Raw genomic sequence first — 24,780 nt, 5'->3', positions numbered from 1 at the left:
GTCAGGGCTAAGAGATCAGGGCAAGGTGATGCGGAACAGCTGCGCCAGCACGTACCACGCCAGCGTCGGGGCAATCAGCGCGTTCAGCACGAGAATGACGAACAGACGCCGAGTCAGATGATCGACATACAGCAGCGACAACAGAAAAACGAACGCCACCGACATGATCAGAAAGCTGTAGCCGGTGTTGGGAAACACATCGCTCAGCACGCTCATCAGGTAGAAATAGGCCGTCGTCAGCGCCAGCGTGCCGAAAAAGCGCTTGTGATCGAACTCGCCCTCGCGCCCGATCAATACCCGACCTGCGCGTTTGAGACCCGGAACCATCAGCCGGTAACGGGTGACCAATATCACCGCCAGCAGGATGACTAAAATCCAGGTGATGATACGGGGGAAAAAGAGATGCGATTGGTCGAAGTCGATGCTCACATCGAGCAGCGACAGCCATTGGCTTTCCATGGAAAGCGGCTCCTGCGCCGGATCGTCGCCGGCAGCATCAGTAGTGGAAATGAAGTCGTGCCGGCCGACATTCGCCGGCCGGCACGCGGCAGGATCAACCTTTCAGGTCGCTGATGATGGTCTTGTACTCGTCGTTCTTCTCTTCCAGATAGCTGGCGGCTTCTTCGGAAGGCTTGTAATCAGGCACGAAGAACGAACGCTTCAGCTGGTCCTTGAACTCGTCGTCCTTGTAGACCTCAGCCAGAGCATCGTCGATGCACTTGATGGCAGCAGGATCCATGTCCTTGTTGTACATCAGGAAGAATTCCTTATCGAAGGTGAAGTCTTCATCCTCACCCATCGGCACGCTAGCCTTCGGCGTCACGTACTGCAGCAGCTGCTCGCGCGTGGTGTCCCCCATGCCTTCTTCGTTGGTCTCGGCGATGGTCTTCTCGCGCGCGGTGATCCAGACGAAGCGCATCGCCTTCTGGTCGTCGGCCGGCAGTTGGGTGTACTGCTCGTTGGCCTGGACCGACCCGTTGATCACATCCACCGCCCCGTCGAACAGCAGCTGGTTCTTGTCGGCCTGGGAGCCGGTATTGACGGCAACGAGATTGCTTTCCTTGCCCGGATACTTCATGCGCACGGCATTTTTCATCGCCGTCAGGCCGATTTCGGAGACGCCACCCGGCTGAATGGCGACCTTCACTTTCTTGCCTTCACCTGCTGCTTCGATGATGTCGCTCATCGACTGGTACGGCGAACTCTTGGGTACCAGGTAAGCGTTACCCGGATTGATCGCCACCGTCGGGCCGACGATGAATTTATTGAAGATATCGGGATAGCCGTTCACGCCGTAGAGATTGCCCAGATAGGCGCCATCGTGAAAGATCATGATGGTGTTGCCGTGGCGGCTACGCTCCAGTGCCTGGAAGCCAGGCATGACACCGACGGCGTCGACCTTGGCATTGATATCGAGCTGGTCGGCCAGCTTATCGACCACCATGCTCGAGGCCTGATAAGTATCCCCGCCGGTCGACGTCGAACCGATCACAACCCGCAGGTTACCCGGAATCGGGCAATCGTCGGCGGCCTGGGCGGATGCTGATACGCCAATGGCGGCGGTAGCCAGCACGGCCAGGCAGGTTTTGCTCAGAATCGCTTTCATGATGCGTCTCCCTCATACCGTTGTCTCACGGCCGAAGCCCGAACCACCGCTTCACTATTCCGCAAGATCTAAATGACAATCCGTAAGATCTAAATGACAATCCGTAAGATCTAAATGATAGCGTTATCATCGAATACGTCTTGCAAGGTAGAGAAAGGAACTTTGTCAGACAATTCAACTTAAGTATGCCGACCAAGGTCTTATCTGATAGAAGCGAGCAACTTGCTGAAATCGGGGCGAAAAAAAGCCCGGCCATGGCCGGGCTCGTATAACGAGTCGCTGATATCTTGCGTTTCGCTTTCAGCCTCAGGCGATCGTCACGTCTTTCGAGAGGTAGACATCCTGAACCGCGTTGAGCAACTCGATACCTTCCTTCAGTGGCTTCTGGAACGCTTTGCGCCCAGAAATCAGACCCATGCCACCGGCGCGCTTGTTGATGACAGCAGTGCGCACGGCCTCGCCCAGATCGGAATGGCCCTTGGAACCACCGCCGGAATTGATCAGCCCGGCACGCCCCATGAACGAGTTGGCTACCTGATAGCGGGCCAGATCGACCGGATGATCGCTGGTCAACTCGCTGTAGACCTTGTCATGAGTATGGCCGAAACCGATCGCCTTGTAGCCGCCGTTGTTCTCCGGCAGCTTCTGTTTGACGATATCCGCCTTGATGGTCGCCGCCAGGTGCACCGCCTGACTGGTGAGGTCGGACGAGACGTGATAATCGGTGCCATCTTTCTTGAACTCGGGATTGCGCAGATACGACCACAGCACGGTGACCATGCCCAGCTCGTGCGCGCGCTCGAAGGCTTCGCTGACTTCCTGAATCTGCCGACGGCTATCTTCGGAGCCGAAATAGATCGTGGCACCGACTGCGATGCAGCCCATGTTATGGGCCTGCTCGATCTGCGCGAACATCGTCTGTTCGTACATCGCCGGCAATGTCAGGCTCTCGTTATGGTTGAGCTTGAGCATCATCGGAATCTTGTGCGCATAGCGTCGCGCGACGGAAGAAAGCACGCCGAGGGTCGAACAGACACAGTTGCAACCACCCTGCAGTGCCAGCTCAACAATGTTCTTGGGATCGAAGTACATCGGGTTGGGCGCAAACGAGGCGCCGGCCGAGTGCTCGATACCCTGATCGACCGGCAAGATGCTGAGGTAGCCAGTCCCACCCAGACGACCGGTATTGAACAGAGTCTGAAGGTTACGCATCACATGCGGGCTGCGATCATTGTCGGTGAAGACACGGTCGACGAAGTCGGGACCCGGCAGATACAGGTCTTCTTTCTTGAAGCCCGTGCAGGTGTAGCTGAGAAGGCTGTCGGCTTCCTTTCCCAACAGATTGGCAATATCGGTCATGTTGCTTTTCCTCTGTGCTCAAGATGGGTCATCGGGGAATCTCGACCGGAGCCGCTTCCCTCTCTACCAAAGACGGCTACCAAAGATGGCTATCCGCTCTACCTCAGAGGGCAAACCGATAGCGGCTGCCCTGGCGTTGTACTACCGCCTGTCGTCGGGAAAGGCTGGTGCCATCCTGTGGTGTCACACGATCAGTCCCACCGAACCCGATCACGCGCTTGTTCATCGAACCAATCCGCCACCGTGTCACGCCGCGCCGCTCGGTTTTCGAGTGTCTTTCCTTCGCGGCTTTACTCGGCCAGCAGCTAAATCCTTGCCAAGAATAAGCGACAATGCGCCGCAGTTCACGCCCATGCACCGTTTCTGCATCGTCTGTCTGCTACGCCGGACGCCCTGACGTGGCTTTCCTAGATTGTCACGTTTCGTATCCGATCACCGGCTGAAAATCATCATGGGAAAGTGTTGAGCCATATCTTGAGCCATCTCGAACAATCGACATCACCAGATCTCGAACGTTTCTCATGAGTCGATCTCGTGGGTCGCTGCCAGAGAAACTCTACGCATTTGGTATGATGCTATCTTTCAGCGATCCGAGATTTCTGCGATGTCCGTTCTGCGCGGTTTCCTGTGGCTGCTCGTCTTTCTGTTGCTGGGTCAAACTCTCGTGCGGCTGTTCCACATTCCCATGCCCAGCGGCGTGATCGGCATGTTGCTACTGACGCTGTGGTTCGGCTACCGCGGCGGAATGAATACGGACGTCGTTCGAATCAGTCAGCCGCTGATCGCCATGCTGGCGCTACTGATCATGCCCGGTGTCGTGGAGATATTCTTTGTCGCCGATCAATTTTCGGATCAGTGGGCCGCGATTCTCACCGCGCTGCTCGCCGGCACGTTGCTCAGCGTATTGTCGAGTCTACTGCTGATGCGTCGCTACCTGCCCCAGAGCGCGGCCGAAGGCAACTCGAGGAGCGCCGACCATGGGTGATTGGCTGGAGCGCCTATCGCAGTTACCGCAACAGTGGTTCGACTCGCCGATCGCTGCCATCGCGCTGACGCTCGGCGCCTATTTCCTCGGTATTCGCCTGTTCAAGCTGATACGGCGGCCCAACTGGTGCCCACCCATGCTGATCGCAGCAGTCGTGATTGCCGGGGTCATCGCCTTGCTGCCCATCGGCATCGAGGACTACAACCGGGGTGCCAACTGGCTGATGCTATTGCTGGGCCCGGCCACCGTGGCACTGGCCGTACCGCTCTATCAGCAGCTGCCGCAGATTCGCGCGCTGTGGAAGCCGATCCTGATGACGCTGCCGTTGTCGGCGACGTTGGCTGCCTGCTACGCGGTGATCATTGCCGCCGTCATGGGGGCGCCGGAGGACGTGCTCGCCTCACTGGCACCGAAGTCGGTGACATCCCCCATCGCGCTAAGCCTGGCCGAAGAACTCGGCGGCTCGAGAGCCCTGCTGATGGGCGCGCTTCTGACGACGGGCGTCACCGCCATTTTCGGGGTGGAATGGCTGAGTCGAATTCTGCATATTCGCGACCCGAGGCTGATTGGCCTGGCGCTGGGCATCAACGGACACGCGCTTGGCACGGTGCGCGCTTTCGAGATCAATAGCGTCGCCGGTGCTTTCGCCTCCCTGGGTATGAGTCTGACCGGCGCCTTCACTGCCGTCGTGCTGCCACTCGTCTGGCACCTCTTCTATTGAGCGTCTCTTCTACTGATCATCGCTTCACCGGCGATCGCGATCTGACAGCAATCGATGCCTGACAGCGACGCAGATCCCGCTACGCTGTTACCAGTTCGTCGAATTCTTCGACATTTTCAAACAGGTCTCAGGGAGAGCCGCGATGACGATAGCCAGTGATAGCGGTCAGGGAGATCCGACGCTGGTGCTCATGCACTTCTTCGGCAGTTCCCATCATGAGTGGGAAGCGGTCCTGCCGCTTCTCGACGAGCGATGCCGAATCGTCACGCTCGATATGCCGGGTTTCGGACGCGCCAGCGAGGTCGCGGGATTCGACGTCGCCTCGATGACGCGTCATGTGGAGCAGTGCATCGAATCCGCCAGGCTCGACAACGTCATTCTGGTTGGGCACTCGTTTTCCGGGCGCATCGCGATGACCGTCGCCGCCAATCGGCCGGCCTGGCTGCGCGCGCTGGTCTTGATCGCACCGTCCCCGCCGGGGCCGCAGTCGATCAGCGACGAGGAGCATCGCTTCCAGCTCGACTTCGATTTCAGCGAGGCTCAGGCCCGCCAGTTCATCGACGGGGCCAGCGAAGTCTCACTCGCGCCATGGCTCTATCAGCAGGCGGTGGAAGATGCGATCAACGCCAATCCGGCGGCGTGGCGCGCCTGGCCGACGACGACCTACGCCGAGGATTGGCGCGAGACCGTCGGCAAGCTCCCCTACCCGGCCTGGGTGCTGGTCGGCGACAAGGATCCGTCTCTGCCTCCCGAAACCCAGCGTGGGGACGTGATGCCGCACCTGCCCCAGGGCAAGCTCGAGGTGTTCCCCGACTACGGCCACCTGTTGCCGATGGAAATGCCGGAAACGCTGGCAGAGCGGCTCAATGTGATCACCGCTCAATTGGGCACCAATCGCTGAGCGACGAAGACTTGATCGTAAAATAGAGCGCAAAAACAGGAGCGCGGAATACGTGAGTTCGATCAGCCGGCGGATAACGCCGGCGCCCGCCCCGTCAGCGCGACACAGAGAGCGAGCAGCCATGGCAATGGCGCGTGCTCCAGCGCCGGCTCTGCCTTGGACACTGGCGATGCGCCGAGTCTCCGGCACAGTTCGATGAGCCGTTCCGCCGTCTCCGTTGGCGCGATCGTCGAGTCAAAGTTCGTGTCGAAGGTCTTGTCGAAGGTCGTAAGGACAGTCGTCGGAACGCCTGCCTTTCCGCCCCAGTCGACCAGACGCTCGGCAAAGGCCAAGCCAGCCGGCCCCGTGTAGAAACAGCCGTCGACGTGTACGTGAGTCACGTCGAGCAGTTCGAGCGCGCCCTGCAATCGCGCGAGTCGCACCACGATACGCATGGCGACCTGGGCTGCCGGACCCGCTTCACCGGAAAGACAGCGCTGGTCCGCCGGCGACAGCGCGAAACCGTCATTCGCCGCCGTCGTTGGCACTGGCTCGTGACCGAGCGCCCCACCGGCCGTCACACTGGCCAGCCCCGCCAGACGCGGGCCGCTGACCACCAGTTGCCTGCCACGATGGAAGGTGATGAGATGCGCCGCCTGCGCAAGAGCAAAGCGCGCGTGATCCAGCACTATGATCGGCACCGCCAGCGACAGCACCTCATCGGCGACGATGGCTCCCAGGGCGATGATGTCATCGACCCGATTGAGCACGATCAACGCCGGCGCCTTTCCGGCGTGAATCGCTTCCAGAAGCAACTCGCTACCGCCCCACGCCCCTCCTCCGTGGGGAATGACCAGCGCCCGCCCGGCGACACATTCGCCAAACAGCGGGTGACGGCGATCGGTCACCTCGCCCTCCCGCGCATCCACTCCACCCCAAAGATTCAGCGGCTCCGAACTCGCCATGACGACGCCGCTGCCCTCGCCCTCGACCGGACATTCGATAGCGGAAAGATAGAACGACAGCGACTCGAGACGCCGCATCATGACGATGTCATCCGAACGTGAGCCGACGACATCGTGAGTGGAGTACCAGGGTTGTTGGCATCTGCCATCGAAAAGGAACTCCAAGCATGAGATAGATCGTTTCAAGCTATGAGGCATTCAGCGTTTCGTCCAGTGCTTTAGACTGACATCTACCCCCTTCTCGGCTCGTCGGGAACGAATGCGCTAAGATGGTCGACCTCGACACTGTCCTCAACGTTGGGTTACCAGATTCGCCCATGACCTATCGCGTCGCCATCAACGGCTACGGCCGCATCGGCCAGAGCGTACTGCGCGCACTGATCGAACGCCCCGATCTGCCGCTCGAGATCGTTGCCATCAACGAACTCTCCGATCTCGAGACGATCGCCTATCTGACTCGCTACGATACGACTCACGGACGCTTCCCCGGCCGTGTCGAAGCGCGCGATGGTTGCCTGATCGTCAACGACCGCACCATTCGCGTGCTCAACGCTGCCGACCCGGAAGCGCTACCGTGGGACGAGCTCGGCATCGACCTGTTGCTGGAATGTTCCGGCAGCTTCAAGGATCGCGCCACTGCCGAGCGCCACCTTCAGGCTGGCGTGCCACGGCTGCTGTTTTCCCAGCCGGCGGAAGCCGACGTCGACGCCACGATCGTCTACGGCGTCAATCAGAACGCGATCACCAGCGACATGCGCATCGTCTCGTCAGCCTCCTGTACCACCAATTGCCTGGTGCCGATTCTCAACGTGCTCGAAGCCAGTTTCGGCGTCTCCCATGGCGTCACCACGACCATCCACTCGGCCATGAACGATCAGCCGGTGATCGACGCCTACCACAACAGCGATCTACGTCTGACCCGCTCGGCCATGCACTCGATCATCCCGGTGGATTCGGGCCTGGCCCGCGGTATCGGCCGGCTGATGCCGCATCTGGCCGGCCGCTTCGAATGTCTCCACGTCCGCGTGCCGACCATCAACGTTTCGGCCATGGATCTATCGATTTCGCTGGAGCGCGATACCGATGCCGCCGCGGTCAACGCCTGCCTGGCCGCCGCGAGCCGCGAACGCTATCTGGGGCTGCTCGGGTACACCGAGGAACCGATGGCCTCTGTCGACTTCAACCACGATCCGCGCTCGGGTATCGTGGATGCCACTCAGACCCGCGTGGCCGGCGGCCGCCTGCTCAAGCTGCTGTGCTGGTTCGACAACGAATGGGGCTTCGCCAACCGGATGCTCGACGTTGCTCACCACTGGCTCGAACTGTCATCTTCCGTCTCCGAACCCGCCACCTCCTCAGGAGAGGGTATCTAAGAAACAGGCGAACGAAGACGAGACAAGGCGAAACCGGATGAAACAGCGGAGTTTACGAGCAGTAAATGAGCATGTTGAAGAGGGGTCCAACGCCGTATCGGCGAGTGCAGCCCTTTATTAAACACCCTCTAAGGAAAGGATTTCATGACCGTACTCAAGATGTCTGAACTGGATCTCTCCGGAAAACGTGTCTTGATCCGCGAGGATCTCAACGTGCCCGTCAAGGGCGGCAAGGTCACCAGCGACGCTCGTATCCGCGCCTGCCTGCCGACCATTCAGACCGCGCTCGACGCCGGCGCCAGCGTCATGCTGATGAGCCATCTGGGGCGGCCCACTGAAGGTGAACCGGCGGATGAATTCTCGCTAGCGCCGGTGGCCGAGCATCTCGCCGACCTGCTGGGCAAACCGGTCCGGCTGGAAAAAGACTATCTCGAAGGCAAGGTCGAGATCGCCGACGGTGAGGTCGTGCTGCTCGAGAACGTGCGCTACAACAAGGGTGAGAAGAAGGACGACGAAGCGCTGGCCAAGGCCTATGCGGCGCTCTGCGATATCTACGTGATGGACGCCTTCGGTACCGCCCACCGCGCCCAGGCGTCCACCCATGGCGTGATCCGGTTCGCGCCACAGTCCTGCGCCGGGCCGCTGCTGGCCAACGAACTCGACGCCTTGGAAAAGGCGCTCAGCGCACCCAAACGCCCGATGACTGCCATCGTCGGTGGCTCCAAGGTGTCGACCAAGCTCGACGTGCTCTATTCGCTGTCGGAGAAATGCGATCAGTTGATCGTCGGTGGCGGCATTGCCAACACCTTCATCGCCGCGGCCGGTTATGGCGTGGGCAAATCGCTCTATGAGGCGGATCTGGTCGACAAGGCCAAGGAGCTGATGGCCAAGGTCAAGATTCCGCTACCCACCGACGTCGTCGTCGCCACCGAGTTCTCTGAATCCGCCACGGCGACCGTCAAGCCGGTCGACCAGGTCGGCGATGACGAGATGATTCTGGATATCGGCCCGGACACTGCCCAGCATCTCGCCAGCCTGCTGGAAAATGCCGGCACGATCCTGTGGAACGGCCCGGTCGGCGTGTTCGAGATCGACCAGTTCGGCAAGGGCACCGAAGTGCTGTCGAAGGCGATTGCCAACAGTCAGGCGTTCTCCATCGCCGGCGGCGGCGATACCCTTGCCGCGATCGACAAGTACGGCATCGCCGACAAGGTCTCCTATATCTCTACCGGTGGCGGCGCTTTCCTCGAATACGTCGAAGGCAAGACTCTTCCCGCAGTTACCGCGCTGGAAGAAGCCGCGAAATAACACCGTTTGCTGATCCGGTGATAAACGACGACACCGACCCAAGGGTGGGTGTCGTCTTGTTTGGGCAACGGCTTGCCATTTCACACGGCTTTCTTGCTCACGGTGCCGCCTGGGTCTCGTCCTGGCCGCTTTCCGCGAGCGCACGTTTCACCAGACCACTCTGCTTCATGCGATCGAGGAAATTCTCGATATAACGAGTGACGGTGTCCGAAGCCTGCGCCTTGGTCACGGCCATGCACTGCTCGATGGAGGTGAAGCGCCCATCCAGTACCCGATACCCCAGGCGTTCAGCGGCATAGCTCGCCAACGGTTGGCGTACGCCGGCGGCAGCGGCGAGCCGTTGCTCGACGAACAGCTCGATCGCCGCCGCCGAGGTGGCGGCGCGTACCAGGGTCGCATTCGTCAATGCTCGCGTCAGATAGAGATCGTAGGCCGCGCCCTTGCCCACCGCGATACGAACACCATCCCGGTCCAGCTCGTCGATCTCTCGTAGCGGTGACTCTTCCGGGACCAGGTAAGTACCTTCAATGATCACGTAGGGGGCGGTGAAGTGGATCTTCTCGGCACGCACCGGGTCGCGGGCGAGAAAGCCGATTCGCCAAGCGTCGTCGTCGATGGCGGTGAACACGTCTCCCGCACCGTCGAAAGTGGCGAATTCAGCTTCGACCCCAAGCTCCGCCGCCAATGCGCGAGCCAGCACGGCGGAGACACCGGCAGGTTCGCCGTCCTCTCCGCGCTGCGCGAGCACAGTATTACCGTAGTTGATCGCGACGCGTAGTCGCCCCTTTGGGGCCAGCGCTTCGATTACCGCAGATTTTTCATCGCTCATGCAACGTTCCTCAGAGGGAAAGCGGATAAGAATAATAGCTGATCGCGCTCATCAATCTTGAGTTCTGGCTCTGGCCGCCTGCATGCGGCGACGCAGGATCGGGCCGACCACAACCGGCAGCAGCAGACCGATGATCGCGACCAGCCACAGCCCGATCGACAGACCACTACTCCACAGGATCGACCAGTCGCCGTCGGAAATCTGCATCGCGTGACGCAGGTTCTTCTCCATCTCCGGCCCGAGCAGCAGACCGAGAATGACCGGCACCAGCGGAATCTCCAGCTTGCGCAGAATATAGCCACCGACGCCGAAGGCGATCATGAAGTAGAGATCGAACGTGGAGTGGCTGATCGAGTAGATACCCACGAACGCCACCATAGTCACGATCGGCAGCAAATACATCGGCGGCACCGACAGGATCTTCACGAACACGCCGACCAGCGGAATGTTGAGCAACAGCAGCATGAAGTTACCCACCAGCAGTGCAGCGATGACACCCCATACCAACTCGGCATTCTGGGTGAACATCAACGGACCCGGGGTAATGTTAAGCGACACCAGCATCGCCAGCAGCACGGCCGTAGTACCGCTACCTGGCACACCCAACGTCAACATGGGTACCAGTGCACCGCTGGAGGCACCGTTGTTACCCGCTTCAGGCGCCGCCACACCGCGTGGATCCCCTTCCCCGAAGTAGCCTTTCTTGCCGACGATCTTCTTTTCCAGGGTATAGGTAATGAAACTGCCCAGTGACGCGCCAGCGCCAGGTAGAACGCCAGCGATAAACCCCAGTACGCCGCTCCGAATCGTGGTCGGCATGATCGAGGCGATCTCCCGCCACTTCAGCTTGAGCGGATTGACCTTGATCATCTCGCGCCCGGCACCGGCTCTCTCTTCGATGAAGAACAGCAGTTCCGACACCGCAAACAGACCGACGATGGCGATGATGAAGTCGACCCCTTCATAAAGTTCCAGCACGCCGAAGGTATAGCGCTGAGTGCCAGTGGAAAGATCGATTCCCACCGTGGCGATGGTCAAACCAATCGCTGCGGCCATCAGCGTCTTCATCGGGTTCTTGCCGGTGATGCCGCCCAGCGTGGCAAACGCCAGCACGAAAAGCGCAAAATACTCCGATGGCCCGAAGGTCAATGCGAAGCGAGCCAGTAACGGCGCCAATAGGATCAGACCTACGGTGGCAATCAGGCTGCCCATAAAGGACGCAATCGCCGAAATCGCCAGGGCTTCAGCCGCCCGGCCATTGCGGGCCATCGGATAGCCGTCAAGACAAGTCATCATCGCCGGTTCATCGCCGGGAATGTTAAGCAAAATCGACGAAATACGTCCGCCATACATGGCGCCGGCGTAGACCGCCGTCAGCATGATCAGTGCGGTTTCCGGCTTGAGCCCCAACGTGAAGGCCAGCGGAATCAGAATGGCGACACCGTTGGCCGGACCCAGCCCCGGCAGCGCGCCGATCAGGGTGCCGATAAAGCAGCCCATCAGTGCGAACATCAGATTCTCGGGCTGCAGCGCCACGCCGAACCCGAGCGACAGATAATGCAACGTCTCCATCAGTTGATCTCCAGCAGGCCGAGCGGAAGCGGCAGTTCCAACCCATAAGTGAACAGCACAAACACCACGGCACCACTAATCAAACCGGTCAAATAGGCTTTCATCGGCTTGGCGCCCATGCGCCAGCACAGCGTACCCACCGCCAGCATGGTCGAGATGATGAAACCCAGCGGCTCCAGCAGCAGGGCATACGCGATCAGTACCACGACGGCGATACCCAGCTCGAGGAACGTCTGGGCGACCGGCCAGGGGTTGTCGGCATCCGGTTTGACGATCATGTAGAGGCTGCAGACCGCCAAAATGACAGCCAACAATTTGGGAAATGTCTCCGGACCCACGGCTTCCGATCCCCCGAAGGGGACCGGGAACTGGGTGGCGCCGTAATAGTAGGCAACGGCGATGACCAGCATGACCAACCCGAAGACGCGGTCATTGAACTTGCTCATTGAGCGAGACCCAAATCACTAGAAATTTCTCGCAGTTCTCCGATTTGAACTTTTATGAAGTCTTCAAGTTCTTTACCTTGGTAATGAAAGGGCACCAATCCATTGGCCTTCATTACGCTCTTCCATTGATCGCTGGCATACAATTCACCAGAAGACTCAACCCAAGCATGAACATCTTTCTCTGATACTCCAGGGGGCGCATAAAAGCCGCGCCAATTAGGTCCTACCACATCGACTCCCTGTTCCTTAGCAGTAGGTATCGACTCTAATGGTGATTCTAGACGCTCGGGAGCCAATATCGCCAAAGCCCTCACATCTCCAGACTTCAGAAAACCCATTACCTCTGAAACATCTCCAGTAAAAGCATCTAGGTGCCCACCAACAACCTGAGTCAATGCTGCCCCTCCACTATTGAATGTGAGATAGGGAATACTACTAAGATCGTTAATACCGAATGCCTTTGCAACCATCATAACTTTTAGATGATCCCACCCTCCTCTAGCACTAGCACCAGAGAACTTAACGGACTTAGGACTCTTTCTGATTTGCGAAAGAAGGTCATTAATATCCCGATAAGGGGCATCTGCACGGACCGCAATAACACCATAGTCAGCACCTAACGTGCCAATCCAATTAACCATATCTGACGTCATGCCTGGAAATTGATTCTGTGCCAATCGAGTTATGGTTGCTGTCGAAGCAGCGACAATGACTCGATTATCCCCACTTCGCTTTGCCGTGGCGTGTGCAAACGCGACTCCGCCACCCGCCCCTGGCATGTTGACCACTCGAATACTACCGGTCGTAAGACCAATTTCCTCCATTACTCGCCCGACACTTCGGCAAGTAAAATCTAAACCACCGCCAGGCTCACCAGGCACTATGCACTCGGCACCCTTCGGTATGACTTCTGCATAAGCACTGGCAGCCAAACTGGCCATCGAAATAGCCAATGCGACCCCAAAATATATTTTCTTCATACTCTTATCACCCTATCGAGAGTTGACCAGCCATTAAGACCAAAAATTCGCACCTCTAGCTTCTCGAATTTCAAATTAAAAAAATGAATTGAAACCAAGTCATTCACGTATAAACACCCTCAGCCCAACCATTTCTTACAGATAAGCATCAGGAGGTGATAGAAAAAATCAGCCATTAGTCTAAATACGCATCTACAGACTATTTAAAAATACTTTTAGCATAACCAAAATCAACTATTGAAAAAACAAGAAAACGAGCACAGCTACCGTGCATTAATTCACACTAACCTTCTCTCAAAAGACATCACACAACTCCAACACAAAAGCCAACTAGAGATAAAACCAGACAAAACTAAATGCAGTATAAACCTGCATCACACTGGTAAGGAATTCAAAAGAACACACAACTTCGGCACCACCGCTAGATTAAAATGGTCCGGGCATTATCTGCTATGAAATCGACTAGCACTCTTACGGAGGCAGAGTTTCTCAGATCTGGATACATGGTTAACCATACAGGTCTGTCTGGGCGTGAAAGCATAGCCTCCAAACGAACAAGACCAGAGTCGGAGTCGCCGATAAAGGTCGGTAATGCAGCGATCCCCAAACCGGATTTCACAGCCATATAGTGTGCAAGCACATCACTGGATTCGAGAGCAATGCCGCGACCACCTCGATATCTATGCAACCAAACTTGTTGTGGCAAATGCTCCAAAGCTTGAGGGTAAACAATAAACTCATAGGAATCTGATGGCGTTTTTACGTATTCGAGAGACGCATATAGATCATATGTTAAATTACCGATCTTTCTTACGACTAGGTCCTTATCTTCTGGCCTGGTCATTCTTAGCGCGAGATCGCACTCCCCCTTGTCCAAAGCTGCAAAAGTGGTCGAATAGTGTAGGGCGACTTTCAGCTTGGGATAGTGCTTTTTCAACACGGGTAAAAGTGGTGTTATCCAATGGACGGCAAGTCCCGGCGGAGCACTCAACCTAACCGTAGCATCAAGCGATTCATTAACAACATCTGAATACAAGGGCAAAGAATTTACCATGCGTTCGACTTCTCTGACCAAAACTGCTATTGCTTCTCCACGCTCGGTTAGAGGTCGACTTCTTGGTAATTTATCTACAAGTCTCGTATCCAGTGATTTCTCCAAAGATGAGATACGCCTCCCTACAGTAACGTGATCTACTTTTAGTTCACGTGCCGCCGCCGATAAAGAGCCGGTGCGAGCAAGAGCCGAGAAAAACTGCAAGTCCGTCCAATTAACCATTGTGAAAGCCTCATTTCAAGCATTGCCATCGATATTTACCTCAACCACCATCAATACATTATAGCAACAAATAACTAACATCTAATAAAACTTAATGAAGATCGCCTCACCAACACCCTTACTGTCAAGCCTACACGCCTATTGCATAGACATGTCCAAAAAATTCAAAACACCACCTATACCCATTTAAACAGAAAGCCCCAGAGCGACTGGTGAATTAATTCACCGCCCCTGTGAACAAAATCTGGTTTTCACCACAATTCCTAGCAGATATTATTATTTTTTTGCATAGAGATATTCAAAATGAAATCGGTTTTCATAACAGAGTATGGTGGTCCGGAAGTAGTTCAGTTTTCCAGCAGTTCCACAATCCCAAAGATCACTCCAGAAAAAATTTTGGTGAAAGTTTTTGCCGCGGGCATTAATTTTATGGACATACATACCCGACAGGGTAAGTATGTCAACTCACGAACCTATGATGTCGAGCTTCCTTGCACTTTGGGTATGGAGGGGGCTGGAGAAGTTGTGGAAGTCGGGAAAGGGGTCAGCCAGGTCAAGCCCGGGGATCGAGTTGCATGGTGTATCGCTTGGGGTAGCTATGCAGAATATGCCACCGTTCCGGCCAGCCAAGTCGTTAAAATCCCAGATACCATCAGTTACGAGCAGGCTGCGGCTTCCCTATTTCAAGGCTGTACCGCGCACTATCTAGTTAATGATGTATCCAACTTGACACCGGGCAGCTCTTGCTTGATCCATGCGGGATCTGGAAACATTGGTAGACTGCTCATCCAGTTAGCAAAGACGCGTGGAGCAAGGGTTCTTGCTACTGCGAGCACCCAGGAAAAAATTGCAGTTGCCAAGCGCTATGGGGCGGATGATGCTTTTCTTTATCAGCATGGAAATTTCCATCAAGAAGTCTTAGCTGCCACTGAAGGCTTAGGCGTCGACACCGTTTTTGATTCTCTCGGCTTACAAACATTGCGTTCTAGTTTTCTTTCAACTCGAAAGAAAGGTTTAATCATTAATTACGGCAACGTATCCGGGTCAGTGAAAAATCTCGACCCATTAGAGCTTGGGGAGCATGGCTCACTGTTTCTCACTCGTCCACGTCTGGCAGATTACATGGATAGCCAAAAAACCATACAAAGACGAGCAGACGACATTTTCAATCTTTTAGCTGACAATAAATTAAAAATAGAGATTGTAGCAAAGTATCGATTAGAGAATGTCGTAAAAGCACATGAACTCATCGAGAATCGCACTCTAATTGGTAAGGCAGTAGTCGCAATATAACCTTTCCTGACAAGACGACTTATTCATCACTTTTGGTGTTTACATGACAATTGGCAGCGGTCGCTTTTTATCGATATTTTCTATTGGCTCTCTAACATTCCACTACTACAGTCTGCTCAAGGCTGCCGAAACGCTGGGCAACATCGACAAACTGCCGATGACCCTCAAGGTGTTGCTGGAAAACCAGCTGCGCTATGCCGACGACCCCACCGTGGCCGAAGAAGATATCCAAGCGCTGGCCGACTGGCTCAAGGAAGGCAGGTCGACTCGCGAGATCGGCTATCGCCCCGCCCGCGTTCTGATGCAGGATTTCACCGGAGTTCCCGGCGTGGTCGACCTGGCCGCCATGCGCGACGCGGTCAAGAAGCTGGGCGCCAAGGCCGATCGCATCAATCCGCTGTCACCGGTGGATCTGGTCATCGACCACTCAGTGATGGTCGACCATTTCGGCGACGCGTCCGCGTTCAAGGACAACGTCGCCATGGAAATGGAACGTAACCTGGAGCGCTACGAGTTCCTGCGCTGGGGCCAGAACGCTTTCGATAACTTCCACGTCGTACCGCCGGGCACCGGCATCTGCCACCAGGTCAATCTGGAGTATCTCGGCAAGACGGTGTGGACCAAGGAAGTCGACGGCAAGACCTATGCCTTCCCCGACACGCTGGTGGGTACCGACTCCCATACCACCATGATCAACGGTCTGGGCATTCTCGGCTGGGGCGTGGGCGGTATCGAAGCCGAAGCGGCGATGCTGGGTCAGCCGGTTTCGATGCTGATCCCGGAAGTGGTCGGCTTCAAGCTGACCGGCAAGCTCAAGGAAGGCATTACCGCCACCGACCTGGTGCTGACGGTCACCCAGATGCTGCGCAAGAAAGGCGTGGTGAGTAAATTCGTCGAATTCTACGGCGATGGCCTCAAGGACCTGCCGCTGGCCGACCGTGCCACCATTGCCAACATGGCCCCTGAATATGGTGCGACCTGCGGTTTCTTCCCGGTCGACGACGAAACGCTCAACTATCTGCGCCTGACCGGTCGCGACGAGGACCAAATCGAACTGGTCAAGGCCTATACCCAGGCTCAGGGACTGTGGCGCGAGCCGGGCGCGGAGCCAACCTTCACCGACTCGCTGGCCCTGGACATGGGTGAAGTCGAAACCTCCCTCGCCGGCCCCAAGCGCCCGCAGGATCGCGTCGCGCTTTCGGATACCAAGACGGTCTTCGAATCGCTGTTAAGCGACGACGACCATTTCGATGATGGTCAGCCTGTCAAACATGACGGCAAGAGTTTTTCACTCAACCATGGCGCCGTGGTCATCGCCGCCATCACCTCGTGTACCAACACCTCCAATCCCAGCGTGATGATGGCCGCCGGGCTACTGGCCCGTAAAGCCAAGGAGAAAGGGCTGACCACAAAACCCTGGGTCAAGACGTCACTGGCACCGGGCTCCAAGGTCGTCACCGATTATCTGGCCGCCGGCGGCGTACAGGACGATCTCAACGCCTTGGGTTTCAACCTGGTAGGCTACGGCTGCACGTCTTGCTGCGGTAACTCCGGTCCGCTGCCGGAACCGATCGAGAAAGCGGTCAACGATGGCGACCTGACCGTCGCATCCGTGCTCTCGGGCAACCGAAACTTCGAAGGCCGCGTACACCCGGTGGTGAAAACCAACTGGCTGGCATCGCCGCCCCTGGTCGTCGCCTATGCGCTGGCCGGCAACGTCCGCAAGGATCTGTCGAAAGAACCCTTGGGTAAGGACGAGAGCGGCAATGACGTTTACCTGAAGGATATCTGGCCGTCCCAGGCCGAGATCGCCGAGGCGGTCGAGAAGGTCAAGACCGAGATGTATCGCAAGGAGTACGCCGAAGTCTTCGACGGCGACGAGATCTGGCAGTCGATCGAGTTCCCGGAAAGCGAGGTCTACGCCTGGTCCAAGGACTCAACCTATATCCAGCATCCGCCGTTCTTCGAAGGCATGGAAAAAGAGCCGAAGCCGGTCGAGGACGTCAAGAATGCCCGCGTGCTGGCCAAGCTCGGCGACTCCGTCACCACCGACCACATCTCGCCGGCCGGATCGATCAAGCCGGACAGCCCTGCAGGCAAATATCTGCAGGAGCACGGCGTGGCGGTGAAGGATTTCAACTCCTATGGCTCGCGTCGCGGCAACCACGAAGTGATGATGCGCGGCACCTTCGCCAACGTGCGTATCCGCAACGAGATGCTGGAAAACGTCGAAGGCGGCTACACGCGCCACGTGCCCAGCGGCGAGCAGATGTCGATCTACGACGCGGCGATGAAGTATGCCGAAGACGATACGCCGTTGGTGGTCATCGCCGGCAAGGAGTACGGCACCGGCTCCTCACGTGACTGGGCGGCCAAGGGTACGCGTCTGCTTGGCGTGCGCGCCGTCATCACCGAGTCTTACGAGCGCATCCACCGCTCCAACCTGATCGGCATGGGCGTGCTGCCGCTGCAGTTCCCGGAAGGCGAGAGCCGCGAGACGCTGGGTCTGACCGGCGACGAAACCGTCTCCATCGAGGGGCTCGCCGATCTTACCCCGGGTGGCAACGTCAAGGTGACCATCAAGAGCGACAAGGGCGAGAAGAAGATCGACGCGCTCTGTCGAATCGACACCGCCAACGAACTGAAGTACTTCCGCCACGGCGGCATCCTCCACTACGTGCTGCGCAGCATGCTGTGAATATCAGAGAAAACCGAGCGAGATTCTTTTCCTCAAAGACTAGACACTAGCTCTAGCCTTTGAGGAATGTTGCATACAACTGCTGGTTAGTACTATTTCCCCGCGGGCAGAAACTTCGCCTTGAGCTTACCCGCGAACATCGGCACCAGCACCACCAGCGCCGCAGCGATCCACAGCCCGATAGAAAGGCCGGACTGGAACAGGATCGCGACATCGCCGCCGCTGATCGACAGCGCCCGGCGCAGGTTCTCTTCCATCAGCCCGCCGAGCACGAAACCGAGCACTACCGGCGCCAGCGAGAAGCCGAACTTGCGCAGCAGATACCCGAACACGCCGATGACCAGCATCAGGTAGATCGCCATCAGGTCGGAATGCAGCTGGTAGACGCCAACGAAGGCGAGAATCGCCACGCTGGGCACCAGTATCCAGCGCGGCACCTGCAACACGCGGGCGAACACGCCGGCCAGCGGCAGGTTCAACAGCAGCAGCATGACGTTGCCGATATAGAGCGAGGCGATCAGACCGCCCACTACCACCGGCTGTTCACGGAACATCATCGGACCAGGGTTGATGTTGTAGAGCATCAGCGCGCCGAGCAGAATCGCGGTGGTACCGGAGCCGGGTATCCCCAGCGTCAGCATCGGCACGAAGGAGCCGGCAGCGGAAGCATTGTTGGCCGCTTCCGGCGCGGCCAAGCCGCGCATATCCCCGGTACCGAACGTGTTGTCGCGGTCACTGATACGCTTCTCGGTAGTGTACGCAACGGCACTGGCGACCGAAGCGCCGGTGCCCGGCAGCACGCCGATGACGAAACCGATCACGCTGGAGCGAAGAATCGCCCACTTGCAGAACATCACCTCGCTCAGCTTGACCATGACCCGGCCGACCGGCGCCATCTCGCCGTCCTGGTCGTGACGAAAGGCGTGCTCGAGCATCAGTAGAATCTCGCTGACGGCGAACAGACCGATGATCATCACCACGAAATCGATACCGTCATAGAGCTCGGGCATGTCGAAGGTGAAGCGCAGCACGCCGGTGCCGGAGTCGACGCCGACGGTCGAAATCAGCACGCCGAGCACGGCACCGATCAGGGTCTTGAGTGGATCCTTGCCCATCATCGCGGACATCGAGGCGAAGGCGAAGATCATCAGCGCAAAGAATTCCGCGGGCCCGAACTTGACCGCAACGACCGCCAGCAGCGGCGCGAACAGGGTCAGACCGACGATCGCCACGGTCGCGCCGATGAACGAGCTGACCGCCGACAGGCCCAGCGCCGGACCGGCCAGCCCTTTCTTCGCCAGCGGGTGGCCGTCCAGCGTCGTCATCACCGCACCGGCATCGCCGGGCACGTTGAGCAGGATGCTCGACATCCGCCCGCCGTACTCGGAACCGGTGTAGATACCCGCCAGCAGGATGAGCGCAGACTCGGCCGGCAGGCCCAGCGTGTAGGCCAGCGGCATCAAAATGGCGATACCGTTGATCGGCCCGATGCCCGGCAGCGCGCCGAACAGCGTGCCCAGCAGCGCGCCCAGGAACGCCAGCCCCAGATTGAGTGGCGTCAGGGCGACACCGAAGCCCTGGATCAGAAAATCGAACATTCAGTCGCTCCCCAGCAGCGGCTCGATCCAGCTACCGGTCGGCAGCGAGATCCCCAGTCCGTAGGTAAATAGCAGGTAACTGCCCAACGCCAGCAGCAGACCGCCGACGACCGCCTTCAGCGGCGTGGCCCCGAACAGCCAGGCGATGACGATGCTGACCAGCGCCGTCGTCACTAAAAAGCCCAGATTGATGAACAGCGCCGCGTAGAAGCCCAGCACCGCCATGGTGAACACGAGTCGCAGCAGCAGCGCACCGGTCGGCCATTCACCACTGGCGCCGGGGCGAACGAACAGCACGACGGCCAGAATCGCCAGCAGCCCCGCCAACATCAGCGGGACGGCCTTCGGCCCCAGCGGGTCGTAGCTGAAAGGCACCTGCAGCTGCCAGGCCTGGACAGCGACGAACGCCGCCAGACCGAGCAACAGCAAACTCAGGACACGGTCGGCGGCGAGTTTCATTGAGTCAGACCCACTTCCTTGGCGAGCTGCTCGAAGTCAGCGACCTGCTTCTTGACGTACTGGTGGAAGTCGTCACCGAACTTGGACATCGGGAACAGACCGCGCCCTTCGCGCAGCTTCTTGAAGCTGTCGGTGTCATTCAGTTCGCGCAGACGATCAGCCCACTGCTGATAGGCTTCATCGCTGACATTGGGGCCCATGTAGTAACCGCGCCAGATCGGCCATTCGACGTCGTAACCCTGCTCCTTGGCGGTCGGGATATCGGCGTAAGGTCCGCCCATGCGCTCTTCGGAAAGCGCCGCCAGGATGCGGATCTCGCCGCTGTCGAGCTGCGGCTTGAGCTCGGCCAGATCGCCGGTGAAGACCTGGATGTGCTCGCCCAGCAGTGCCGCCAGCGCCTCGCCGCCGCCCTCGAAGGAGACGTAACGCAGCTTGCGCGGATCGACATCGTCGGCCTTGGCCATCAGCGCGGCCTTCATCCAGTCCTGACTACCGATCGTGCCGCCGGCGCCGATCACCACGCTGGAGGGATCCTTCTTCATCGCCTTCATCAGCTCGTCGAGGTTGTTCCACGGCGCATCCTTGCGCACCACCACGGCGCCGTAGTCGACACCCAGCGCGCCCAGCCAGCGTACGTCGTCGACCTTGTGCTGCTGACCGAACTTGCCCAGCGCCAGATTGAGTGCGGCGCCGGTGCTGGCTGCCACGATCAGGTTGGGATCGTCGTCGCGCACGCCGGTCAAATGGTTATAGGCCACGGCACCGATCCCGCCGGGCATGTAGCTGACCATCATCGGCTCGTCGATCAGCTTGGCCTCCTGCAGGCCATTGGCCGCCAGACGACAGGTCAGATCGTAACCGCCGCCCGGCTTGGCCGGTGCGATACATTCGGGGGGCTTGGCCTGGGCCTGGACGGCGCCGGCCAGCAGCGCGCCGCCGGTCACGACGGCGACCAGCCAGCGAGGAATGATTCGAGAGTTTGGCATGCTGTGCGTCTCCTACCTGGGTTGTTATGCTCGCAAAGCTCATGGCGGGCACCGGACTCGGGCCGGCTTTGCCTACCGACAGCGCGATGCTAGAGCGCTAACCTTTCATCAACCTGTCATCTAAACCTTTGTCGTATAAGACATTAGTCGCATAGGACATTAGTCGCATACGACAAGAGCTCGATGACGCCGAGACACCGCCATGCACCTGCTCGTTATCGAGGATGACCCGCTGCTGTCGCGCTCGCTGACCCAGGCGATGACCCGCCACGGCTACACCGTCGATGCCCTGGCTCGCGTCGACGATGCCATCCAGGCGCTGCGCCAAGGCCGCTTCGATCTGGTCCTGCTCGACCTCGGCCTGCCCGATGGCAGCGGTCTCGGCGTACTGGAATGGCTACGTGCCCACGCCGACCCCACGCCGGTGATGATCTTGACGGCACGGGACGCCCTCGAGGATCGCGTGCGCGGGCTGGACCTCGGCGCCGACGACTATCTCGCCAAGCCGTTCTCGATCACCGAGCTGGAAGCGCGGGTTCGCGCCCTGCTGCGTCGCAGCCAGCAGCGGCTCGATAACAGCGTGCGCTTCGGTGCGCTGGTGCTGGATACCCGCTCGGCCAGCGCCTGGTTGAACGACACCTCGCTGGACCTGCCAAGGCGGGAATTCAGCCTGCTGGAAGCGCTGATGCTCAATGCCGGGCGAATCGTTCAGCGCGAGGCGCTGGAAAACCGGCTGTTCGGCTTCGACGCGGTGGGCGCCAACGCCCTGGACGTCTACGTCAGCCGGCTGCGCAAACGTCTGGCGGGGTCCGGCTTGTCGATCCGCACGCTGCGCGGGCTGGGCTATCGGCTCGAAGCCTCTCGGGAGACGTTCGACGAGGCGCGGCACGAGTGATTTCATCGCGCACCTCGCTCAAGCGCCGTCTGACGCTCTGGCTGATCGTGATCGTCGCCGGCCTCGGCACGCTGTTGTTGATCGAGGCCTACACCAGCGCCCGCAAGGCGGCGGATCGCGCAATGGACGGCCAACTGGAGGCCGCCAGCCTGACCATCGCCGAGTCGCTGCAGTGGCCGGAAGGGAAGCCGACCCTGGAAATGCCGGCGTCGGCGCTGCAGATCCTCGCTACCCGCTGGCAGGAGCGGGTGTTCTACTGGCTGCAGGCGGATAACGGGGTCTCGATTACACAGAACGCCGATCTGCCCATCACCGCCGCCATGCAGGAGCAGGCCCGCCATCAGCCGGTCTATCTCGATGCCGTCTACGATGGCCGGCCGATTCGTCTCAGTGGCCGCGAGGTGGATTCCGCCGGCTGGGATACCCAGGAGCCGGTGCAACTGTGGGTGGGCCATACGCGTCGCGGTCGCGATCTGCTGGCACAGGAGTTGTTTCGCAAGAGCGCGACTCGCTTCGCGGCGATGGTCCTGATCACAGCGGCACTGGTGGCGATCGCGATGCGCACGATGCTGGCGCCGCTGCGTCGTCTGCGCCAGGCATTACGCGATCGTCGCGCTGACGATATCAGCCCATTGACGCTTGGCGTCCCTCAGGAAATGCAGGAACTGATCGAGACGCTTAACCGCCTGTTTGCCGATCAGCGTCATCATCGCGATGCGCTGCTGCGCTTCATCGCCGACGCCTCGCACCAGCTCAAGACCCCACTCGCTGGGCTCCAGAGCACGAGCGAATTGGCGCTGACCCGCCGGGATCCCGATGCCTGGTATCAGGCATTGACCACCGTTCACGACAGCGCCGAACGCACCAGCCGCCTGGCCGGGCAGATGCTGAGTATCACTCGGCTACAACATCTGGCGCCAGGACACGGGCGCCAGCCGCTGATGCTGGATCAATTGATGCGCGAAGTCGCCATCGACTGGGCCGATCGTCAGGATAGTCGCGACCACGATCTGGGCCTGGCCATCGACGTCGACACGCCCGTCTGGGTCGAAGGAGAACGCTGGGCGCTACACGAACTGCTCAACAACCTGATCGATAACGCCTGCCGCTACACACCGCCCGGTAGCGAGATCACGCTGGGGCTCACCATCGATGACCATGACGGCGACGCCGAACGAGTGATCCTGACCATCGAGGACAATGGACCCGGAGTCGATACCGAGTCGCTCGCGCGACTGACCCAGCCGTTCGAGCGAGGCCAACGCCAGGACACGCACGGCTCCGGACTCGGCCTGGCCATCGCCGACTCCATTGCCGACCGTCACGGCAGCCATCTGACGGTTTCTCTCCGAGATCCCCATGGGCTCAGGGTTTCGCTGACGCTGCCACGCTGCGCGCCGTTCGAGGAGAGTGAAACATGAGGCGACGCCTGCACGTCGGTCTGATTCTGGCTCTATGGCTATCCCTTTGGTTGCCCCCGGGGCTGAGCCCTGGCGGCCCCATCGGCGTTGCCCAAGCCGACGAAAAGCTGATCATCGAAGCCGCGCTGGACCGCCAGATCGTCGATCCGATGCTGGCCGCTTTCGCGGCCGAGAATCCACAGATCGACCTCGACTATCGCGATCGCTCGACGCTGGAGGTCGACCAGCGCGCGCGAGATCACGCAAAACCGCCGGACGTGGTGATCAGTTCTGCCATGCCGTGGCAGATGGCGCTCAGCAACGAAGGCCTGGCCCAACCGCTGGAGGCGCCGGAGGTCGATCAATGGCCGGCTTGGGCCAAATGGCGCGACGAGGTATTCGGCTTCACCTTCGAGCCGGTGGTGATCGCCTATCGCCTCGAACTGGCCTCGCACATGCCACCACCGGAAACCCACCGCGATCTGCTCGATCTACTGACCCACTATCGACAGTGGCTCGACGGCCGTGTGGTGAGCTACTCGCCACGAGACAGTGGCGTCGGTTACACGCTGCTTCAGCAGGATGCCCGCTACACGCCACGAATGTGGGACCTGATCGCTGCCATGGGCGCCGCCAACGTGCAGCTCGAACCCACCACCCAGCGCATGCTGGAGGGGCTTAGCGACGGCCGCTACTGGCTCGGCTACAACCTGCTGGGTTCCTACGCGCTGCTCTGGGCGCAGACCCACCCCGACATCATCGTTCAGGTGCCCAACGACTACTCGCTGGTGCTGATGCGCATGGCGTTCGTCCATCGCGACGCGCCACACCCGGCGGCCGCCAGACGCTTCGTCCGCTTTCTGCTGAGCCAGCGCGGCCAGCATATTCTGGCCGGCCAGACCCCGCTGTTCAGCGTGCGAGACGACGTCATCGGCCCCTACACCGCCCAGCGATTACGCGATCAGGTCGGCGATCATCTCTACCCGATTCCGATCAATGCCACCCTGCTCGCCTTCGTCGATTCACTGCGCCGACAGGCGTTTTTACGACGTTGGGACCGGGAGATCCAAATCTTGTCGGAATGAGTAGTGCCGAAGTCTGTGATACCGGAATCAGAAATGTCGAGGTCAGCAACTGTCGTCGCCTCGATC

The 24,780-nt window shown here is 59.0% G+C and carries 23 protein-coding genes; 10 read left to right on the top strand and 13 right to left on the bottom strand.

Features of this window, described 5'->3' with window-relative positions; genetic code table 11:
- Window positions 1–15: 15 nt before the first annotated feature.
- The 4 genes from DOM27_RS04660 to DOM27_RS18175 all read right to left on the bottom strand — a co-directional run bounded on the left by DOM27_RS04660 (window position 16) and on the right by DOM27_RS18175 (window position 3,191).
- Window positions 16–459, bottom strand: coding sequence for a tripartite tricarboxylate transporter TctB family protein (locus DOM27_RS04660; RefSeq protein WP_110654846.1), 444 nt, complete (start codon window positions 457–459; stop codon window positions 16–18).
- A 94-nt stretch (window positions 460–553) separates the two neighbouring features.
- A complete protein-coding gene (locus DOM27_RS04655) occupies window positions 554–1,606 on the bottom strand; it encodes a type 2 periplasmic-binding domain-containing protein (RefSeq protein WP_110654845.1) in 1,053 nt (350 codons plus the stop codon).
- A gap of 306 nt (window positions 1,607–1,912) precedes the next feature.
- On the bottom strand, window positions 1,913–2,965 hold the full coding sequence (locus DOM27_RS04650) for a class I fructose-bisphosphate aldolase (protein ID WP_110654844.1): 1,053 nt from the start codon (window positions 2,963–2,965) through the stop codon (window positions 1,913–1,915).
- 103 nt (window positions 2,966–3,068) lie between these two features.
- Complete coding sequence (locus DOM27_RS18175; RefSeq protein ID WP_280952114.1) at window positions 3,069–3,191, bottom strand: hypothetical protein; 123 nt, start codon at window positions 3,189–3,191, stop codon at window positions 3,069–3,071.
- A 378-nt stretch (window positions 3,192–3,569) separates the two neighbouring features.
- Between DOM27_RS18175 and DOM27_RS04645 the strand changes: the two genes are divergently transcribed.
- The 3 genes from DOM27_RS04645 to DOM27_RS04635 all read left to right on the top strand — a co-directional run bounded on the left by DOM27_RS04645 (window position 3,570) and on the right by DOM27_RS04635 (window position 5,572).
- Window positions 3,570–3,950: a CidA/LrgA family protein gene (locus tag DOM27_RS04645; protein WP_110654843.1), complete on the top strand. Its 381-nt coding sequence runs from the start codon at window positions 3,570–3,572 to the stop codon at window positions 3,948–3,950.
- Complete coding sequence (locus tag DOM27_RS04640; protein ID WP_110654842.1) at window positions 3,943–4,671, top strand: LrgB family protein; 729 nt, start codon at window positions 3,943–3,945, stop codon at window positions 4,669–4,671. The genes DOM27_RS04645 and DOM27_RS04640 overlap by 8 nt, the downstream gene beginning before the upstream one ends.
- Window positions 4,672–4,813: 142 nt before the next feature.
- Window positions 4,814–5,572 (top strand): alpha/beta fold hydrolase, encoded by a 759-nt coding sequence (locus DOM27_RS04635; RefSeq protein WP_110654841.1) that lies wholly within the window; start codon window positions 4,814–4,816, stop codon window positions 5,570–5,572.
- Between the two features lie 62 nt (window positions 5,573–5,634).
- Here the strand turns inward: DOM27_RS04635 and DOM27_RS04630 are convergent, their stop codons facing one another.
- Window positions 5,635–6,597, bottom strand: coding sequence for an aconitase X (locus DOM27_RS04630; RefSeq protein WP_188113678.1), 963 nt, complete (start codon window positions 6,595–6,597; stop codon window positions 5,635–5,637).
- Window positions 6,598–6,833: 236 nt separating this feature from the next.
- On the opposite strand from DOM27_RS04630, the gene DOM27_RS04625 reads away from it, so the two are divergent.
- Window positions 6,834–7,889: a type I glyceraldehyde-3-phosphate dehydrogenase gene (locus DOM27_RS04625; RefSeq protein ID WP_110654948.1), complete on the top strand. Its 1,056-nt coding sequence runs from the start codon at window positions 6,834–6,836 to the stop codon at window positions 7,887–7,889.
- Between the two features lie 144 nt (window positions 7,890–8,033).
- Window positions 8,034–9,197, top strand: coding sequence for a phosphoglycerate kinase (locus DOM27_RS04620; protein WP_110654839.1), 1,164 nt, complete (start codon window positions 8,034–8,036; stop codon window positions 9,195–9,197).
- Between the two features lie 97 nt (window positions 9,198–9,294).
- On the opposite strand, the gene DOM27_RS04615 is transcribed toward DOM27_RS04620, so the two are convergent.
- The 5 genes from DOM27_RS04615 to DOM27_RS04595 all read right to left on the bottom strand — a co-directional run bounded on the left by DOM27_RS04615 (window position 9,295) and on the right by DOM27_RS04595 (window position 14,300).
- The gene (locus DOM27_RS04615) at window positions 9,295–10,026 is read right to left on the bottom strand and encodes a transporter substrate-binding domain-containing protein (RefSeq protein ID WP_110654838.1); all 732 of its coding nucleotides are present in this window, start codon (window positions 10,024–10,026) and stop codon (window positions 9,295–9,297) included.
- 51 nt (window positions 10,027–10,077) lie between these two features.
- The gene (locus DOM27_RS04610) at window positions 10,078–11,598 is read right to left on the bottom strand and encodes a tripartite tricarboxylate transporter permease (RefSeq protein ID WP_110654837.1); all 1,521 of its coding nucleotides are present in this window, start codon (window positions 11,596–11,598) and stop codon (window positions 10,078–10,080) included.
- Window positions 11,598–12,044 carry a tripartite tricarboxylate transporter TctB family protein gene (locus DOM27_RS04605; RefSeq protein WP_110654836.1) on the bottom strand — a complete coding sequence of 149 codons (447 nt, stop codon included), beginning with the start codon at window positions 12,042–12,044 and terminating at the stop codon, window positions 11,598–11,600. The genes DOM27_RS04610 and DOM27_RS04605 overlap by 1 nt, the downstream gene beginning before the upstream one ends.
- Window positions 12,041–13,024, bottom strand: a complete 984-nt coding sequence (locus DOM27_RS04600) for a Bug family tripartite tricarboxylate transporter substrate binding protein (RefSeq protein WP_110654835.1) — start codon at window positions 13,022–13,024, stop codon at window positions 12,041–12,043. The genes DOM27_RS04605 and DOM27_RS04600 overlap by 4 nt, the downstream gene beginning before the upstream one ends.
- 421 nt (window positions 13,025–13,445) lie before the next feature.
- Window positions 13,446–14,300 carry a LysR family transcriptional regulator gene (locus tag DOM27_RS04595; RefSeq protein ID WP_110654834.1) on the bottom strand — a complete coding sequence of 285 codons (855 nt, stop codon included), beginning with the start codon at window positions 14,298–14,300 and terminating at the stop codon, window positions 13,446–13,448.
- A 303-nt stretch (window positions 14,301–14,603) separates the two neighbouring features.
- Here DOM27_RS04595 and DOM27_RS04590 point away from each other — a divergent pair, with 303 nt between their 5' ends.
- Window positions 14,604–15,593, top strand: coding sequence for a quinone oxidoreductase family protein (locus DOM27_RS04590; RefSeq protein ID WP_110654833.1), 990 nt, complete (start codon window positions 14,604–14,606; stop codon window positions 15,591–15,593).
- Between the two features lie 43 nt (window positions 15,594–15,636).
- Entirely contained in the window at window positions 15,637–18,291 is a 2,655-nt protein-coding gene (gene acnA / locus DOM27_RS04585; RefSeq protein WP_110654832.1) for an aconitate hydratase AcnA, read from the top strand.
- A 92-nt stretch (window positions 18,292–18,383) separates the two neighbouring features.
- Here the strand turns inward: acnA and DOM27_RS04580 are convergent, their stop codons facing one another.
- The 3 genes from DOM27_RS04580 to DOM27_RS04570 are packed head-to-tail and all read right to left on the bottom strand — an operon-like array spanning window position 18,384 to window position 21,334.
- Entirely contained in the window at window positions 18,384–19,889 is a 1,506-nt protein-coding gene (locus tag DOM27_RS04580) for a tripartite tricarboxylate transporter permease (RefSeq protein ID WP_110654831.1), read from the bottom strand.
- Window positions 19,890–20,348, bottom strand: a complete 459-nt coding sequence (locus DOM27_RS04575; protein ID WP_110654830.1) for a tripartite tricarboxylate transporter TctB family protein — start codon at window positions 20,346–20,348, stop codon at window positions 19,890–19,892.
- Window positions 20,345–21,334, bottom strand: a complete 990-nt coding sequence (locus DOM27_RS04570; protein WP_110654829.1) for a Bug family tripartite tricarboxylate transporter substrate binding protein — start codon at window positions 21,332–21,334, stop codon at window positions 20,345–20,347. Before DOM27_RS04570 ends, DOM27_RS04575 begins: the two co-directional genes overlap by 4 nt.
- Before the next feature lie 202 nt (window positions 21,335–21,536).
- On the opposite strand from DOM27_RS04570, the gene DOM27_RS04565 reads away from it, so the two are divergent.
- The 3 genes from DOM27_RS04565 to DOM27_RS04555 are packed head-to-tail and all read left to right on the top strand — an operon-like array spanning window position 21,537 to window position 24,714.
- Window positions 21,537–22,229 (top strand): response regulator, encoded by a 693-nt coding sequence (locus tag DOM27_RS04565; protein WP_110644035.1) that lies wholly within the window; start codon window positions 21,537–21,539, stop codon window positions 22,227–22,229.
- Window positions 22,226–23,650 (top strand): sensor histidine kinase, encoded by a 1,425-nt coding sequence (locus tag DOM27_RS04560; RefSeq protein ID WP_110654828.1) that lies wholly within the window; start codon window positions 22,226–22,228, stop codon window positions 23,648–23,650. Before DOM27_RS04565 ends, DOM27_RS04560 begins: the two co-directional genes overlap by 4 nt.
- The gene (locus tag DOM27_RS04555) at window positions 23,647–24,714 is read left to right on the top strand and encodes an ABC transporter substrate-binding protein (RefSeq protein WP_110654827.1); all 1,068 of its coding nucleotides are present in this window, start codon (window positions 23,647–23,649) and stop codon (window positions 24,712–24,714) included. Before DOM27_RS04560 ends, DOM27_RS04555 begins: the two co-directional genes overlap by 4 nt.
- Window positions 24,715–24,780 lie beyond the last annotated feature (66 nt).

The sequence above is a fragment of the Salinicola halimionae genome (assembly GCF_003206065.1).
Lineage (GTDB): Bacteria > Pseudomonadota > Gammaproteobacteria > Pseudomonadales > Halomonadaceae > Salinicola > Salinicola halimionae.
This window is presented reverse-complemented; position numbering and strand designations above follow the sequence as displayed.

What these genes read in the sequence shown, in the direction of transcription:
- DOM27_RS04600 (WP_110654835.1), bottom strand. Translation starts at nt 13,024, where the DNA reads ATGAAGAAAATATATTTTGGGGTCGCATTGGCTATTTCGATGGCCAGT.
- DOM27_RS04640 (WP_110654842.1), top strand. Translation starts at nt 3,943, where the DNA reads ATGGGTGATTGGCTGGAGCGCCTATCGCAGTTACCGCAACAGTGGTTC.
- DOM27_RS04650 (WP_110654844.1), bottom strand. Translation starts at nt 2,965, where the DNA reads ATGACCGATATTGCCAATCTGTTGGGAAAGGAAGCCGACAGCCTTCTC.
- DOM27_RS04630 (WP_188113678.1), bottom strand. Translation starts at nt 6,597, where the DNA reads ATGATGCGGCGTCTCGAGTCGCTGTCGTTCTATCTTTCCGCTATCGAA.
- DOM27_RS04625 (WP_110654948.1), top strand. Translation starts at nt 6,834, where the DNA reads ATGACCTATCGCGTCGCCATCAACGGCTACGGCCGCATCGGCCAGAGC.
- DOM27_RS04595 (WP_110654834.1), bottom strand. Translation starts at nt 14,300, where the DNA reads ATGGTTAATTGGACGGACTTGCAGTTTTTCTCGGCTCTTGCTCGCACC.
- acnA (WP_110654832.1), top strand. Translation starts at nt 15,637, where the DNA reads ATGACAATTGGCAGCGGTCGCTTTTTATCGATATTTTCTATTGGCTCT.
- DOM27_RS04605 (WP_110654836.1), bottom strand. Translation starts at nt 12,044, where the DNA reads ATGAGCAAGTTCAATGACCGCGTCTTCGGGTTGGTCATGCTGGTCATC.
- DOM27_RS04570 (WP_110654829.1), bottom strand. Translation starts at nt 21,334, where the DNA reads ATGCCAAACTCTCGAATCATTCCTCGCTGGCTGGTCGCCGTCGTGACC.
- DOM27_RS04590 (WP_110654833.1), top strand. Translation starts at nt 14,604, where the DNA reads ATGAAATCGGTTTTCATAACAGAGTATGGTGGTCCGGAAGTAGTTCAG.
- DOM27_RS04620 (WP_110654839.1), top strand. Translation starts at nt 8,034, where the DNA reads ATGACCGTACTCAAGATGTCTGAACTGGATCTCTCCGGAAAACGTGTC.
- DOM27_RS04660 (WP_110654846.1), bottom strand. Translation starts at nt 459, where the DNA reads ATGGAAAGCCAATGGCTGTCGCTGCTCGATGTGAGCATCGACTTCGAC.
- DOM27_RS04555 (WP_110654827.1), top strand. Translation starts at nt 23,647, where the DNA reads ATGAGGCGACGCCTGCACGTCGGTCTGATTCTGGCTCTATGGCTATCC.
- DOM27_RS04565 (WP_110644035.1), top strand. Translation starts at nt 21,537, where the DNA reads ATGCACCTGCTCGTTATCGAGGATGACCCGCTGCTGTCGCGCTCGCTG.
- DOM27_RS04645 (WP_110654843.1), top strand. Translation starts at nt 3,570, where the DNA reads ATGTCCGTTCTGCGCGGTTTCCTGTGGCTGCTCGTCTTTCTGTTGCTG.
- DOM27_RS04655 (WP_110654845.1), bottom strand. Translation starts at nt 1,606, where the DNA reads ATGAAAGCGATTCTGAGCAAAACCTGCCTGGCCGTGCTGGCTACCGCC.
- DOM27_RS04635 (WP_110654841.1), top strand. Translation starts at nt 4,814, where the DNA reads ATGACGATAGCCAGTGATAGCGGTCAGGGAGATCCGACGCTGGTGCTC.
- DOM27_RS04575 (WP_110654830.1), bottom strand. Translation starts at nt 20,348, where the DNA reads ATGAAACTCGCCGCCGACCGTGTCCTGAGTTTGCTGTTGCTCGGTCTG.
- DOM27_RS04610 (WP_110654837.1), bottom strand. Translation starts at nt 11,598, where the DNA reads ATGGAGACGTTGCATTATCTGTCGCTCGGGTTCGGCGTGGCGCTGCAG.
- DOM27_RS04580 (WP_110654831.1), bottom strand. Translation starts at nt 19,889, where the DNA reads ATGTTCGATTTTCTGATCCAGGGCTTCGGTGTCGCCCTGACGCCACTC.
- DOM27_RS18175 (WP_280952114.1), bottom strand. Translation starts at nt 3,191, where the DNA reads ATGAACAAGCGCGTGATCGGGTTCGGTGGGACTGATCGTGTGACACCA.
- DOM27_RS04615 (WP_110654838.1), bottom strand. Translation starts at nt 10,026, where the DNA reads ATGAGCGATGAAAAATCTGCGGTAATCGAAGCGCTGGCCCCAAAGGGG.